The 14,685-nt window shown below is 37.3% G+C and carries 13 protein-coding genes and 1 tRNA gene; 5 read left to right on the forward strand and 9 right to left on the reverse strand.

All coding sequences use genetic code 11. The features are described from left to right. Window positions 1-5: 5 nt before the first annotated feature. The 5 genes from PR761_RS13665 to PR761_RS13685 all read right to left on the reverse strand — a co-directional run bounded on the left by PR761_RS13665 (window position 6) and on the right by PR761_RS13685 (window position 5,700). Window positions 6-1,295 (reverse strand): arsenic transporter, encoded by a 1,290-nt coding sequence (locus tag PR761_RS13665; protein ID WP_036975217.1) that lies wholly within the window; start codon window positions 1,293-1,295, stop codon window positions 6-8. A 55-nt stretch (window positions 1,296-1,350) separates the two neighbouring features. After that, a complete protein-coding gene (gene arsA, locus PR761_RS13670) occupies window positions 1,351-3,102 on the reverse strand; it encodes an arsenical pump-driving ATPase (protein ID WP_154610673.1) in 1,752 nt (583 codons plus the stop codon). Between the two features lie 13 nt (window positions 3,103-3,115). After that, on the reverse strand, window positions 3,116-3,481 hold the full coding sequence (gene arsD, locus PR761_RS13675; RefSeq protein ID WP_036975222.1) for an arsenite efflux transporter metallochaperone ArsD: 366 nt from the start codon (window positions 3,479-3,481) through the stop codon (window positions 3,116-3,118). Window positions 3,482-3,528: 47 nt separating this feature from the next. After that, window positions 3,529-3,864, reverse strand: a complete 336-nt coding sequence (locus PR761_RS13680) for a metalloregulator ArsR/SmtB family transcription factor (RefSeq protein ID WP_154610674.1) — start codon at window positions 3,862-3,864, stop codon at window positions 3,529-3,531. A 246-nt stretch (window positions 3,865-4,110) separates the two neighbouring features. Beyond that, window positions 4,111-5,700: a competence protein CoiA family protein gene (locus tag PR761_RS13685; protein ID WP_154610675.1), complete on the reverse strand. Its 1,590-nt coding sequence runs from the start codon at window positions 5,698-5,700 to the stop codon at window positions 4,111-4,113. A 300-nt stretch (window positions 5,701-6,000) separates the two neighbouring features. On the opposite strand from PR761_RS13685, the gene gapS4a reads away from it, so the two are divergent. Continuing rightward, on the forward strand, window positions 6,001-6,918 hold the full coding sequence (gapS4a, locus tag PR761_RS13690) for a GapS4a family protein (RefSeq protein ID WP_110732138.1): 918 nt from the start codon (window positions 6,001-6,003) through the stop codon (window positions 6,916-6,918). 3 nt (window positions 6,919-6,921) lie between these two features. Continuing rightward, the gene (gapS4b, locus tag PR761_RS13695; protein ID WP_154610676.1) at window positions 6,922-8,031 is read left to right on the forward strand and encodes a GapS4b family protein; all 1,110 of its coding nucleotides are present in this window, start codon (window positions 6,922-6,924) and stop codon (window positions 8,029-8,031) included. A gap of 42 nt (window positions 8,032-8,073) precedes the next feature. On the opposite strand, the gene PR761_RS13700 is transcribed toward gapS4b, so the two are convergent. Both PR761_RS13700 and PR761_RS13705 read right to left on the reverse strand, forming a co-directional pair. Beyond that, window positions 8,074-9,282, reverse strand: coding sequence for a tyrosine-type recombinase/integrase (locus PR761_RS13700; RefSeq protein WP_154610677.1), 1,209 nt, complete (start codon window positions 9,280-9,282; stop codon window positions 8,074-8,076). 194 nt (window positions 9,283-9,476) lie between these two features. After that, window positions 9,477-9,553: transfer RNA gene (locus tag PR761_RS13705), tRNA-Arg, on the reverse strand. Window positions 9,554-9,741: 188 nt separating this feature from the next. Between PR761_RS13705 and folD the strand changes: the two genes are divergently transcribed. Both folD and ybcJ read left to right on the forward strand, forming a co-directional pair. Then, complete coding sequence (folD, locus tag PR761_RS13710; RefSeq protein ID WP_006815090.1) at window positions 9,742-10,599, forward strand: bifunctional methylenetetrahydrofolate dehydrogenase/methenyltetrahydrofolate cyclohydrolase FolD; 858 nt, start codon at window positions 9,742-9,744, stop codon at window positions 10,597-10,599. Between the two features lie 17 nt (window positions 10,600-10,616). Next, window positions 10,617-10,829, forward strand: coding sequence for a ribosome-associated protein YbcJ (ybcJ, locus tag PR761_RS13715; RefSeq protein ID WP_006815091.1), 213 nt, complete (start codon window positions 10,617-10,619; stop codon window positions 10,827-10,829). 44 nt (window positions 10,830-10,873) lie between these two features. On the opposite strand, the gene PR761_RS13720 is transcribed toward ybcJ, so the two are convergent. Then, window positions 10,874-11,953: a protein-tyrosine phosphatase family protein gene (locus PR761_RS13720; RefSeq protein WP_112837259.1), complete on the reverse strand. Its 1,080-nt coding sequence runs from the start codon at window positions 11,951-11,953 to the stop codon at window positions 10,874-10,876. Between the two features lie 546 nt (window positions 11,954-12,499). After that, window positions 12,500-13,888, reverse strand: coding sequence for a cysteine--tRNA ligase (gene cysS, locus PR761_RS13725; protein ID WP_006815094.1), 1,389 nt, complete (start codon window positions 13,886-13,888; stop codon window positions 12,500-12,502). Between the two features lie 298 nt (window positions 13,889-14,186). Between cysS and ppiB the strand changes: the two genes are divergently transcribed. Further along, entirely contained in the window at window positions 14,187-14,681 is a 495-nt protein-coding gene (gene ppiB / locus PR761_RS13730) for a peptidylprolyl isomerase B (RefSeq protein ID WP_006815095.1), read from the forward strand. The last annotated feature ends 4 nt before the right edge of the window (window positions 14,682-14,685 follow it).

Here is a 14,685-nt window from a genome sequence, read left to right on the forward strand (position 1 = left end):
TACCTTTAATTTAACAGTGAAAGTCGAAGTACTAAAGCAACGAGTGTGACAATGAGCACAGGGATAGTCATGATAATCCCGGTTTTGAAATAATATCCCCATGTAATGGTCATGTTTTTTTGCGATAAAACATGCAGCCACAACAATGTCGCCAAGCTACCTATTGGTGTGATTTTTGGACCTAAATCGGCGCCAATCACATTGGCATACACCATCGCTTGTTGAATTAACCCTGATGCTTCACTTCCTTCTATGGATAGCGCACCAATTAACACCGTTGGCATGTTATTCATTATTGAGGATAAAAATGCAGTTATAAATCCCGTACCAATTGTTGCTACCCATAACCCTTTGTCTGCAAGGTAATTGAGCGTTTCAGAAAGATAATCGGTTAACCCTGCATTTCTTAAACCATAAACAACCAAGTACATACCTAAAGAGAAAATGACGATTTGCCACGGTGCTCCACGTAATACTTTTTTGGTATTAATCGTATGGCCTCTGGCTGCAATCACCCAAAGAATTAAAGCGCCAATAGCCGCAATTGCACTGATTGGAATACCTAATGGTTCTAAGACAAAGAAACCAATAAGTAGCAGTACCAATACCAGCCAACCTGTTTTAAACGTTGTCATGTCCTTAATGGCTAAAGTCGGTTCACTCAGTTTGGTAACATCATATTGTTTAGGAATATCTTTGCGGAAAAACCAATGCAGCATCGCTAATGTTGCAATAATTGCAGCAATATCCACTGGCACCATAATCGATGCATATTCCGTAAATCCAATATTAAAGAAGTCCGCAGAAACGATATTCACAAGGTTCGAAACAATCAGCGGCAAGCTCGCCGTATCTGCAATAAACCCGGCAGCCATGACAAATGCTAATGTCGTGCCTTTGTTGAAACCAAGTGCCAATAACATCGCAATCACAATGGGCGTTAATATCAATGCTGCGCCATCATTGGCAAACAAGGCCGCAACCGTTGCACCAAGTAACACGATATAACTGAATAACAGTTTTCCTTTACCCCCACCCCATTTGGCAACATGTAATGCAGCCCATTCAAAGAAACCACTTTCATCTAAAAGTAGGCTAATGATAATTACGGCAACAAATGTCGCCGTGGCATTCCAAACAATGTTCCAAACAATAGGAATATCTTGAAAACTGATCACACCAAAGATCAGTGCCAATACAGCCCCTACTGTGGCACTCCAGCCAATACCCAGTCCTTTGGGTTGCCAAATAACAAAGGTGATCGTTAAAATAAAAATCAATGCGGCAATAAACATAACAACCTCATTTAAAAGGTGCTTTTCCGCACCTTTTATTTTTAGAAAATAAAACTTACTCTGCAAGCTGACTTAATGCAGATATCCCCACAGGCTCTGTTTCAAGCAAAGGAACAATAGCAACACGTTTTGCCAATGTTGATGTCACTTTTTTAATCTGAGCGACTTCCTGTTCAGCTCTTGAAAGTAACAATGGTGATGTTGTTTCTGTGATAGATAGACTGTTATTGATTACCCACGCCCACGGATGTATATCTGCCCGTATTAAATCATTTTGTAAGTTCTCCGCCTCAAGCACAGGCGTAGTTTCAGCGAGTGTCGTAATAATAACTTTGGTGCGTTCAGGATCTTGTAATTGCATCATCGGCGTTAAATAATGGCCTTTTTCGCCCATTTTTTTAGCAATTTCTTTATGATATGCCCCTGTTGCATCCAGAAGTAATAATGTATGCCCAGTCGGCGCAGTATCCATGACGACAAAACGTTTACCCGCGTCTCTAATGATGCGAGAAAAAGCCTGAAATACCGCAATTTCTTCTGTGCATGGAGAGCGTAAATCTTCCTCAAGTAATGCACGTCCCTCGGCATCTAAATCTTTCCCTCTGGTTTCTAAGACATAATTACGATAACGCTCAGTTTCAGCGATAGGGTCAATTCGGCTAACTTGAAGATTGGGTAAAACACCATCGAGGGTTGATTCAATATGCGCAGCTGGATCAGATGTAGTTAGATGTACATCAAGCCCTTTTTCTGCCAATTTAACTGCGATTGAGGCCGCAATCGTTGTTTTCCCTACACCACCTTTACCCATTAACATAATCAGCCCATGCTGTTGCTGAGATATTTCGCCAACCAGTTCTGACAAGGTAGGTAAAGAAATAGGTTGTTTTGTCGAGGTAATAGTTGGAACTTGTGGTAAGTCATTAGATAACAACTGCTTCAGTGCATCGACACCCACCATATTGATATTTTGTAAATAAAGAATATCGACAGGTAACGAGCGTAGTGCTTCTGGCATAGACGCTAATGCCGCTTGTTCACGAGAGTAGAGCGCATGGGATAACTTATCATTTTCAGTCATCGCCGTTTCAGGGAAAACACCATTGACAATCAATTGTTGATTTTTGATCCCCAGAGATGATAACTCGCTATAGGTTCTTGCGACTTCCCTCAATGCGGCAAACTGAGGTCGTGCAACTAAGACTAGCCTTGTTAGTGATTTATCACTCAACGCTTCCACCGCCATGCTGTACTGCTCACGTTGTTTATCAAGACCAGACATTGGCCCTAAACATGACGCACCATCAGGATTGTCACTAATAAAATCACTCCATGCACTCGGGAGTTGTAATAAACGGATGGTATGCCCCGTTGGTGCGGTATCAAAAATGATATGGTCAAATTGCCCCGTAATTTCGGTATTAGTTAACAATCCAGTAAATTCATCGAAAGCTGCAATCTCTGTGGTACAGGCACCTGATAGCTGTTCCGTAATACTTTGAATTACCGCTTCAGGTAAACTTTCTTTGATTGGATTAATAATTTTGTTTCGATATTCTTCGGCTGCGGCTTGAGGGTCTATTTCAATAGCAAATAGATTTGGAACCAATGTTACTGGCTTAATATTGTTGCCTATCGATTGAGAGAATACTTGCCCAACGTTAGAAGCTGGATCAGTGCTCACCAGTAAGACTTTTTTCCCTTTTTCAGCCAACTTAATTGCGGTCGCACAGGAAATAGAGGTTTTACCCACACCACCTTTTCCAGTAAAAAATAAATAATTAGGTGTGTTATCTAAAAATTTCATTTTATTGCTCCTGTTAACAACACGTTTTACCATTACCACAACACGATTTAACAATTTCGGCTTTTTCAATATTCGGTCGAATACCAAACCATCTTGCTAGCTCATGTCGTTTTGGGTATCGACCAGTCAGCACAATCTCACCATCCAGAATCAATAGTGGAAGTGACTCGGCACCTGCGGTTTCCAAAAATGTTTTTGCTTTTGTGTTGTTAACGAACGCCATTGGCTCTTGTGCTAAATTAAAACGCCTTATATTTGCCCCTTGTTTTTTTAACCAATCCACATCTGTTGCGAAGTCTACCAATGCTTGATCGACTTCTGTTCCACAAACACCAGTGCTACAACATAACGCTGGGTCAAAGACTTCTAGTTTTTTCATACCTCAACCTTATATATGTTTTTTCATATGTATTAATTTAAAAAATTTTATGCGGAACAACTACTCGCAGATTCTTTTGTCTCTAGGCGTTTGAGCAAATCTGCAACTCTATTTTTCTCTGTGGCGTAAGTGACATCAATGACACTTTTCACCCACGGTAGTAATGCCGGAGATAACCGATAATGAACCCATTTACCATGTTTTGAGTCGAGCAAAAGATCTGATTCTCTTAGCATTGCTAGGTGCCGAGAAGTCTTTGGTTGCGATAAATTCAAGGCCGTATAGATATCACAGACGCATAGCTCACCAGATGCTTTCAAAAGCAACACGATATCGAGCCTTGTTTGATCACCTAAAATTTTAAACAGTTGTAATGGTTCCATGTATGCTCCTTTACTTATAATTTAAAAATACACACCCTGAACATATATGTCAAAACATATATAAACTATTTGTATATTATAACTATGGGATACATAAGACGGATACTGAATGAGTCAAAAACACAAAAAAACCACTTAGTGGCAACTAATTCATTGATAATTAATATTAAAAAATATTTGATGAATTCTAAAATGCAACAGTATTTCTGCTATCTATTATTAGATGAAACCCAAACACCTTATAACTTAACTAACTATCGATTTGCCAGTTTCTGAAGGAAATTTAATTTCATTTACCTTATGAAATTCACAAGCTAATAAAGGCAACAAATTAATATTTTTAACTAAATAATCATCGAAAACTTGAATATATCCATAACTAATAAAACTGCTCACCATTGAGCGAATAATATGCGGAACTATAATTAACTTCTTTTTATTTTCTGACATGTATTCACACTCTAACCCCTCTTTTAAGATATCAATATATTCATTATTTAAATAAAAACGTTCACTTAAACCCTTAAATATTTCACCGTAAGAAATACTATTACCAAGTTCAAATTGGTCTATTATTTGAATTAAATTCACCAACACAAAAATAGACCAAGAATTGAACATCCAGAAACTAGCATCATTTCTATACGTTTTTAAAACATCAGGAATCTTTATACTATAACCTATCCCATTTCTCACCATATTATTTTTAATTAACCATTTTCGCCATTTCTTATAATACAAACCAAATGCCTTATCCTTATTAAATTGTAAATAACTTTCAGCCAAATGTGATAAAGTACATTCAACTTTTTTTACATGGCTAAATTTAGCATATACTTCATCATGTACATTACTTAACCTTTCTTGTAAAGGAGCATAGTGAAGCCATGAGCTTGATTCAATAATTCTTGGATCATGAGAAATTGTTTTTACTAATACACTATTTTTCTCTTTACGAAAACCAAGAGGAATATCACAACCACTAGGCAAATATAGAACTTTTAAAAAACCACTTTTCCTTGTATATACAACAACATAATAATCCTCAAAAAAACACTGATATACGTGCTCAAATCTAGAAACACCTCGCTTAAAAAGAGTAATTTCTAATCTATGAGATTTATTTTCATAATCTATTTCAACCCAATGTTTTAATTCTGGTAAAAATAATTGCTTAGCATCATCATAATTTTCAAATATTTTTTCAGCTTTACTTTTTACAAGCTCATTTAGATAGCATCTTTCTTTTATAACTTTTGAAATATAATATTCACTCTTAAAATACCTGACCCATTCGAATTTCAAAATATTATATTTCAATGCAGCTATAGCTTCTTCTATTGGCCTATCTTTATAACCACTAAAATCATATTCAATTGCTGCCAAGTTATTTATTTTAAAATAATCAATTTTCTCTCGAGTACTTTTATGTGTAACGCAAATTTCAATAATTATTTCACCAATACTAGTTTTTAATAACACATCTGCACGATAACTCCCAATTTTAATTTCCTTTTGAGCACTCAATACTCGTAAATTTCTTCTAGGTATATTTATGATCGTATCATGAGCAATCATTTCCATTTCAGGAATTTCAAGAAAATCCAATATTGTAAAATACTCTTGAAAAAATCTATGAATCATGGTCATTCGACATGAATCTTTTTCAGACACTATATAATGAGCAAAATGATGTTCTTTGATTTTACCTTTTCTAGCGACCATTTTATCGCCACAACCGGGGCAAACACAGTTGCATTTCAATCCACTCATTACGTTATCTATATGGATAAGTTTATTTGTTCTGCTACATATTGCATACTCAAAAATTGCCATAAAATGAAATTCCATTAACATCTATACTTACAATTACCTATAGAACTTAACTACAATACAATCCATTATACCATCAAATTTATGGCATAATGGAAGACAAAATATTTTAGATACGCTAATGTATTAACGTCTACACTAGCATAAAGTCATTTACATATTCCAATCAGTTTTAGAATGCTTTTATATGATGTAAGACAGATGTATAGCTATAGAATATCAGAACGCATTTTTTTGATTTCTTTAACTATTAAGTGCAACCTAAATAGATTTTAATTCTATAAATTTTAAAGGGATAAAAATATGGGGGAATTTTCTAAGCTAGTTGGCGATAAGGGAGAGGATATTGTATCTCACTTTCTGAACCTATTCGGCTGGAAAAACCATGCTACAAACAAATATGTAACCTGTCATACCCGAAAACACAAGAAGGAAACCCATGGAATTGATGCCTTATTTGCTTATAACTCCCCTCTAGAATCTAAAGTTATAGAAAACATTCTAATTTCCTCAAAATATTCATCAAATCCGTATAAAAGTATACCATCAAACTTCAAATCACATTTTGAAGATATTGCAATTGCAATTGAATGTTATTCTAAATCGTCTTTAAAAAAGGATATAAATACTCAAATTGCCACTGATAATAAACTCAGTGGTTATAAATACGTTGATTCTGGTATTTTATTTTATATAAATAACGATACTGACCCTAACAACCAAGATATTTTAAGTAAGATAAAAAACTCACAAATAAATAACGACCTTAAGTTTAGAATAATTCATGTCATTGATAACAAAAGAGCTTCATTTCTATATGATGGGATTACTTTTATAAATAAAAAATATGGCATAGAAAATGTAAATTTTTATTACCCACCAACATCATTAAATTTAATCAGCCCCAATAAAAAATATTACGGAAAGATATTACCCGTTGAATATATATCATCACCAATCCTACCTTTCGTAATAGAAAGAAATAATAATTTACAACCAATCATTTGCTTAGTTTCATCTGAACCATTTTCTGCTGATAGTTTGGAAAGACTTATATCTTGTACGCGTAATTTAGTTTCAGATATATCTAAAGAACTTAGGTTTTTTTTCAACGACTTTAATGAACTTAGTGCAAAGGAAAGCATTGATAGATTAAAATTAGTAGTTGGTGAAGATATTAATTTTGAGGTTGGTTCATTTCATGAAACATTTAGAGGCTAATCTATGATTAATAATATATTACCTAGTGGTGATAATTTAAAAACGCTCTTATCACAAAATAAAATAAGTAAATCTGACATCAAATCAGTTTTAAGGCAGCGTGGTGTTTTCGTATCAAATGACGATAAAAGCAACACAGTTCCATTATTGATTAAGTCCTTGATAACTCCTTTAGAATTCAATGAATTACAAGAAAAAATAAAAACAAAAGAGCATAGTTCTAAGGTAAATATGCGAACTTTAGAATGGAGTTCTAAAGATACATTAATTGATGCTATTGGCGATGACCTCAACTTAGACGAGTTGATTGATGACCCTTTTTGTAATTATAGCGTTGAAAATATCTCTGGATTTTATGTCAAGGATGACAATGAAGATTCAATAGCTCTAGATTTTAGCATAAAGCGAATTGACCTAATGAATTCTTGGGATGAAGTTGAACAGTATTTTTCTGGAAGAATAGAGCTTGAGAAAAAACAATCCTCTGAGAAAATAGAGGTTAATATTTCTTTAAATCATACATCAAATGAAACAAAATTAGTTGCTGAAAAGATACTCAAAAACCTTAATATTCATTTAAAATCTCAAGGGCATATTAAGCAAGATTCTGAAATGCTTAAAATTCAATTCAATCATTTTAATAATTCAGGAAGAATAGCTTTTTTAGAAGATATTGCAAAATCACACTTTCAAAATGAATTTTATTATCAAAAAATCATTGATGTTGATTTTTACCCTGATTCATCAAATAGTTTTCCGGATGATTTAAAATGGCTAGAAAAAAATATTGATGAATTAAAATTAAAAGGAACCTTAAGTGAGTCAATTTTCTTTACTAACAAAAAGTTACATCCGAATTTAAAAATATCTAAACTAGTTGCAAGTTATACAATGGAAGATATTGGATATAATGCAGAATGTAAAATATCCTATGAGTTCCCTGAATTTTCATCTAGAAAAGTAGAAACAGCGGAGCTAGTGATTGATTTTAAATCGTTCAATGGGAAAGGTTCATCTAACAGTAAAATAAATAAAATAAAAGCATCTATAATGAAAATACTTGAATCAAAAAAAATAAGTATTTATGAAAAACACAAAGAAAATATAAAATAAACCTATTTTCATCTTTACCTTTTATGGTAAAGATGAAAATCATTACTTAAAACTCAAACTAATCACATTCCCTACCCCACACTCCAACTCATCAATATAATCCGCATACCACTGCATCATTTGGCTCCGTCCATCCATATACTGAGCATGGTTATACGTACCACGGATCGTATTCTTATCAACATGAGCGAGTTGAAGCTCAATCCATGCAGTATTGAATCCCTTCTCATGCAAGATAGTGCTCATTGTGTGCCTAAAACCATGTCCAGTTGCTTTTCCATGATAACCAATACGTTTAAGGACCTGATTAACACTCGCTTCGCTCATTGGCTTGGTAATGTCATTTCTACCGGGGAATACTAGTTTATAACGTCCGGTAATAGCATGAACTTCACGTAATGCCGTGATGACTTGAGTCGATAATGGAACAAGATGTGGGCGTCGCATTTTCATTCTTTCTTTGGGGATCTCCCAAATACAGCGTTCGAAATCAAACTCCCCCCATTCTGCTAAACGCAGCTCAATAGTTCTCACGCCTGTTAACATCAGGATTTTAGTTGCTAACCGAGTAATTGGGCTACCTGAATAATGATTTAATGCATTAAGAAACTCAGGTAATTCATTAGCAAGTAAATGAGGGTAATGCTGTGCTTTAGGAGGTGTTAATGCGCTAGCAAGTTCAGAGGCAGGGTTGTATTCCGCTTTGCCCGTTACAATCGCATATCTGAAGACTTGGTTACATGCTTGACGGATCTTACGTAACTTGTCCAGCACTCCCCTTTTTTCTAGTTTACGCAACGTACTGAGTACTTCTAGTGGCTTAATTTCAGCAATTGGCCTTTTACCTAGATCAGGAAAAATGTCATTTTCAAATGACTCCATCAGATCTTCTGCATAACCTTTAGACCAGTTTGGTTTTTTATACTCGTGCCATTCAAGGGTTACAGCTTGAAATGTATTATTAACCGCTGATTTACGTTCTATCTTCTCAAGCTTTTTCTGTTCTGAAGGGTCAATATTGTTAGCTATTTGACGTTTTGCTTCATCTCTACGCTGTCTTGCATCCGCTAAAGAAATTTCAGGGTAGACGCCAAGTGCTAATGTTTTTTGTTTTCCGTCGAATCGATATTGTAACCGCCAGTATTTAGAACCATTAGAATGCACGTAAAGGTGCATCCCTTCACCGTCAGTGAGTTTGTATCCTTTGTCGGCAGGCTTTGCCGTTCTTACCTTCACATCTGTTAGTGCCATATAGGAACTCCCATGAGTTTGTGTTGGTATAAAAATTCATTGAACCTGTATGTACCAACGCATATACCAACAAATATTACTTGATGTAGGTTGATATAGGTAGACGTCAGTTGAACGAAGAAAGGTTAAAATCAGCTAATTCACTGAATTTTAGGCATAAAAAAGACATCGATTGATGTCCATTGACTTCGAAATGGTACGCCCTACAGGATTCGAACCTGTGACCTACGGCTTAGAAGGCCGTTGCTCTATCCAACTGAGCTAAGGGCGCATTGTACATGCGGGCAGCCTATCTGGCTGATGGCGTTGAATTATACGGTTGCTGAGCGCTGAGTCAATGGCTTTTCGCTACTAAAATAGCTATGTGGTCATTTTATATAACAGTTTGAACTGACAAGGGGTGCAAGTTCTGACAAAATAGGGGCATCCCCCGTGTCTCATATATGGATTAAGTTACAGATGTTAGCAAAAATTATTGATGGGAAAACGATTGCGCAAGCAATTAGACAGGAAGTTGCTCAAAAAGTACAAACTCGCGTTGCCAACGGCAAACGTGCTCCTGGACTCGCCGTGATTTTAGTGGGTGCAAACCCAGCCTCTCAAATCTATGTGGGCAGCAAACGCCGCGCATGTGAAGAAGTCGGTTTCTTATCTCGTTCTTATGATTTGCCAGACACGACAACAGAAGCTGAGCTTCTGAAACTTATCGATGACCTCAATCAAGATCCAGAAATTGATGGCATTTTAGTTCAATTGCCGTTACCAGCTGGCATTGATAATGTCAAAGTGATTGAAAGAATTCATCCAGATAAAGACGTTGATGGTTTCCATCCTTACAACGTGGGTCGCTTATGCCAACGTGCTCCTCGCTTACGCCCATGTACTCCTAGAGGGATTGTTACCCTACTAGAACGTTATGATATTAATACTTACGGCTTAAATGCTGTGATCATTGGCGCATCAAATATTGTTGGTCGTCCAATGAGCCTTGAATTATTATTAGCAGGCTGCACAACGACCGTCACTCATCGCTTTACCAAAGATCTCGAACAACATGTTCGCAGCGCTGATTTATTAGTTGTCGCGGTTGGTAAACCGAATTTTATTCCGGGCGAATGGATTAAACCAGGCGCTATTGTTATTGATGTCGGTATTAACCGTTTAGAAAATGGCAAAGTAACTGGCGATGTCGATTTTGATGAAGCGTCAAAACGTGCCTCTTGGATCACACCAGTGCCCGGTGGTGTTGGACCAATGACAGTGGCTACTCTTATTCAAAATACGCTACAAGCGTGCGAAGAGTACCACGATATTTAATGTAATTTGGAGTAACAATGGAAATTTTTCGTCTTGATGGACATCCTCATATTGAGCTATGCGACCTACTAAAAACTGAAGGTTGGGCTGAAAGTGGTGCGATGGCAAAAGCAATGATTGCTGATGGACTTGTGCAAGTCGATGGTGTTGTAGAGACCCGCAAACGCTGCAAGATTGTAGCTGGAAAAGTCGTTTCTATGGGAAGCGAGCAAATTCAGGTTCAAGAATAGTCAATCGAGGTAAGCTGAGGAGTATCAGCTTACCTGCTTTATTTTTAAGAAGACATTTTCCGCGCGGCTTGAATAAATTGCTGTAACTCGAGCAATGTATTGTATTGAGCCTCCGTCTGTACCATATTTGCATTCCCTGATGTACGTAACGCCGTCACAACATCATCCACTGTGAGTGTATTATCTTTCTTAGTTAATTGCATTGCCGCAGCTAAAACTCCCGTTCGTCCTATGCCCGCTTTACAATGGATAACTGGTAACGGTTTATTTTTTCCATCAATTTCCACATTATGATATTTTTTTAGTTTAATCAGACTCCCATGGGTCAACACATTCACCATACGACTTAATTTTTTTAATTCCCCTGTAGATATCGTATTTCCATCCCCCCAATTAGTAATGTGAATCACTGGCAAATGATGCTTTCTTCCCCGGTCATTTATCTCTAAATTATATTGATTAAATTTTAACGGAGGCTGACTTTTTGAATGATGATTTCTATCAACCTGATAATCTGCTCTTATTCTTAAGGATTTAACTTTAATCTCACCATATTTTTTTGAGCTAATAAAATAGCTAGGCAAACTTTTTTCTCTACCAAAAAAAGGCTTAATTTCATTATTTGATGATAATACCACCAGCAATGGCACTCGATTATCAACCAACATAGTTAAATGATTTTCAATCGCTTGCGTATTATTCCTTGGATACTGGCAGCGAATAGCAAGCCCCATATCATTAACTGCTAATCGATTCGCTGACAATAAGACCCTTTCCCAATTTTTATTCAGAATAGAGACTTGCGTCTGTTTCGCAGCACCGATCTCAGGATAGAGTTGCCCTCGTTTTTGAGTATCATATTCAATGCCTTTTTCATTGATAATTTTTGTCGTTTGTACCTGTAATTTATCAAATGCGGATTGCTGTGCAAGTACAGCAAAATTAAGTTTTAGCCCCAACCTTTTTTTCAATGTTGGTTTTACTTTTGCAGACACATTTTCCGTTTGAGATATGTTTTTGATGCATTGGAGACTCTCAGATAAATTAGAGTGCTCCGAGCTAGCTACTGCGGGAGTGACAATTGCTTGAGATACAGATGGGCGAGTTAGATTTATTGGAAACATATTCATCCTTATTTATGTTAGTCAGTGAATTAAAACTCGATTCACTTAACAGTATTCATTTCCGTCATAACCTCGCTTGCATTTTTAGCCAAAAAACCAATAAAAAAGCCCACCAAAAATAGTTATTTTTTAGTGGGTCTTATTATTTGTTAGTTTACATAAACTTAAATATCAATCACTAAAAATAGAACATTTCTAGTAGATTTTATTTACGCGTTTATATCCGCTTAAATTCTCTAAATTATTCGAATTGTAGCAAGGTGCCAAAGGAGCTAATCCCTAGAAGCATACACAAGTATGTGACTAGGGTTAGCGAGTGTAGGCAACACAGCTACAGTTCGAAGAATGGAGAGAAATAAGTACGTGACCCGAGTAGCCGAGTAACGCCAACAACGCCACAGCGCGAAATATGACAAAGAGCAATATTCTAAATAGTTTGTGCGGTGGCTAGGCGGCTAGCAAGGATATCTCGGGGAGCATACATAAGTATGTGACCCGAGTAGCCGAGCGACGCCAACAACGCCACAGCGCGAAATATAACGAATATTACTTGCGACGCCACGTCGTGCCAGCAGAAGAGTCCTCCAACACAACCCCCATCGCCGTCAATGCATCACGCGCCTGATCCGCCAATGCCCAATCTTTACTTTGACGCGCATCATTACGTTGTTTAATCAGCGCTTCAATTTTCGCCACTTCGGCATCATCTTCGCCTTGTGCTCCACCTTGCAGGAAAGCTTCTGGCTCTTGTTCTAACAGTCCCAGAACTTTTGCCAGTTCACGCAGCTGTGCAGCCATACCATTTGCCGCCGCCATATCTTCTGTTTTCAGACGGTTAATTTCACGCGCAATATCAAACAGTACGGAATAAGCTTCTGGCGTATTAAAATCATCATTCATGGCTTCACAGAAACGGGCTTTGAAAGCTTCGCCACCCGCTGGCGCCACTGATTTATCAGTGCCACGTAATGATGTATACAGACGCTCTAATGCAGTACGTGCCTGCTTTAAATTTTCTTCGGTATAGTTCAGTTGGCTACGATAGTGACCTGACAACAGGAAGTAGCGTACGGTTTCTGCATCGTAATATTGCAAAACATCACGGATAGTGAAGAAGTTATTGAGAGATTTAGACATTTTCTCTCTATCAACCATGACCATCCCCGAGTGCATCCAATAGTTAACGTAAGGTCCTTCATGAGCACAAGTTGATTGCGCAATTTCGTTTTCATGATGTGGGAACATCAAATCGGAACCCCCACCGTGAATATCAAAATGGCTTCCCAGCGTTTTACTATTCATCGCCGAACATTCAATATGCCAGCCGGGACGGCCTAAGCCCCATGGAGATTCCCAACTTGGTTCACCTTCTTTTGACATTTTCCATAACACAAAATCCATTGGGTTACGTTTAACATCCGCGACTTCAACGCGAGCTCCCGCTTGCAGTTGGTCTAAATCTTGACGAGACAGTAAACCGTAATTAGGGTCAGTTTTAACCTCAAACATGACGTCGCCATTATCTGCAACATACGCATGCCCACGTTCAATTAAGCTTTCAGTTAGTTCAATAATTTCATGAATATGGCGAGTCGCGCGAGGCTCACTGTCTGGGCGTAAAATATTTAACGCATCAAAATCTTTGTGCATTTCAGCCAGCATACGCGTCGTTAATTCTTCCACGCTTTCATTGTTTTCAGCCGCACGTTTGATGATTTTGTCATCAATGTCGGTCACGTTACGCACATAATTAAGATCATATCCCAAATAACGTAAGTAACGGCTAATGGCGTCGAAAGCCACAAAGGTACGACCGTGACCAATATGACACAAATCGTAAATGGTGATGCCACACACGTACATCCCAATTTTTCCAGCATGGATGGGTTTAAATTCTTCTTTTTGGCGAGTCAGTGTATTGAAAATTTGTAGCATCTATTTATTTCCATTTTATTAGTACGTGTATACCTATCATACATCAGATTATCGTATGATTGCGGATATAATATCCAGAAAAAACTGACGAAAATAGCCTAATATTGAATCGCGAACTGCACTAGAAAGCAAGGTAAACTCCCCACTTTGGCATTCAGTTTGTTATATCTCTGTTATGCTATAAATATTTACAAAATGCGCTGTTACTTCAAGTTGAGTTTTATCTATGATATAAACTTGCTGATCTCAACGCTTTCGCAAGTGAGCGCATAAAAAACAATTATTCAGGATAGCTATTATGGTTACATTTCATACCAATCACGGTGACATCGTTATTAAAACTTTCGCTGATAAAGCACCAATTACTGTCGAAAACTTTTTAACCTACTGCCGTGAAGGTTTCTACAATAATACCATTTTCCATCGTGTTATTAATGGCTTCATGATCCAAGGCGGCGGTTTTGAGCCTGGCATGGTCCAAAAAGACACTAAAGCGACTATCAAAAACGAAGCTAATAACGGTCTGAAAAATAGCCGCGGTACATTAGCAATGGCTCGTACTAACGATCCACACTCAGCAACAGCACAATTCTTCATCAACGTCGCTGATAATGACTTCTTAAACTTCCGTTCAGAGCGCCCAGATGGTTGGGGTTACTGCGTATTTGCTGAAGTGGTTGAAGGCATGGACGTCGTTGACAAAATCAAAGGCGTTTCTACTGGTCGCAGTGGACACCACCAAGACGTACCTCGCGAAGATGTTGTGATTGAAAAAGTGACAGTCAGCGAGTAATCCC

It is taken from the genome of Providencia sp. PROV210, assembly GCF_028479445.1.
In the GTDB taxonomy this organism is placed as follows: domain Bacteria; phylum Pseudomonadota; class Gammaproteobacteria; order Enterobacterales; family Enterobacteriaceae; genus Providencia; species Providencia rustigianii.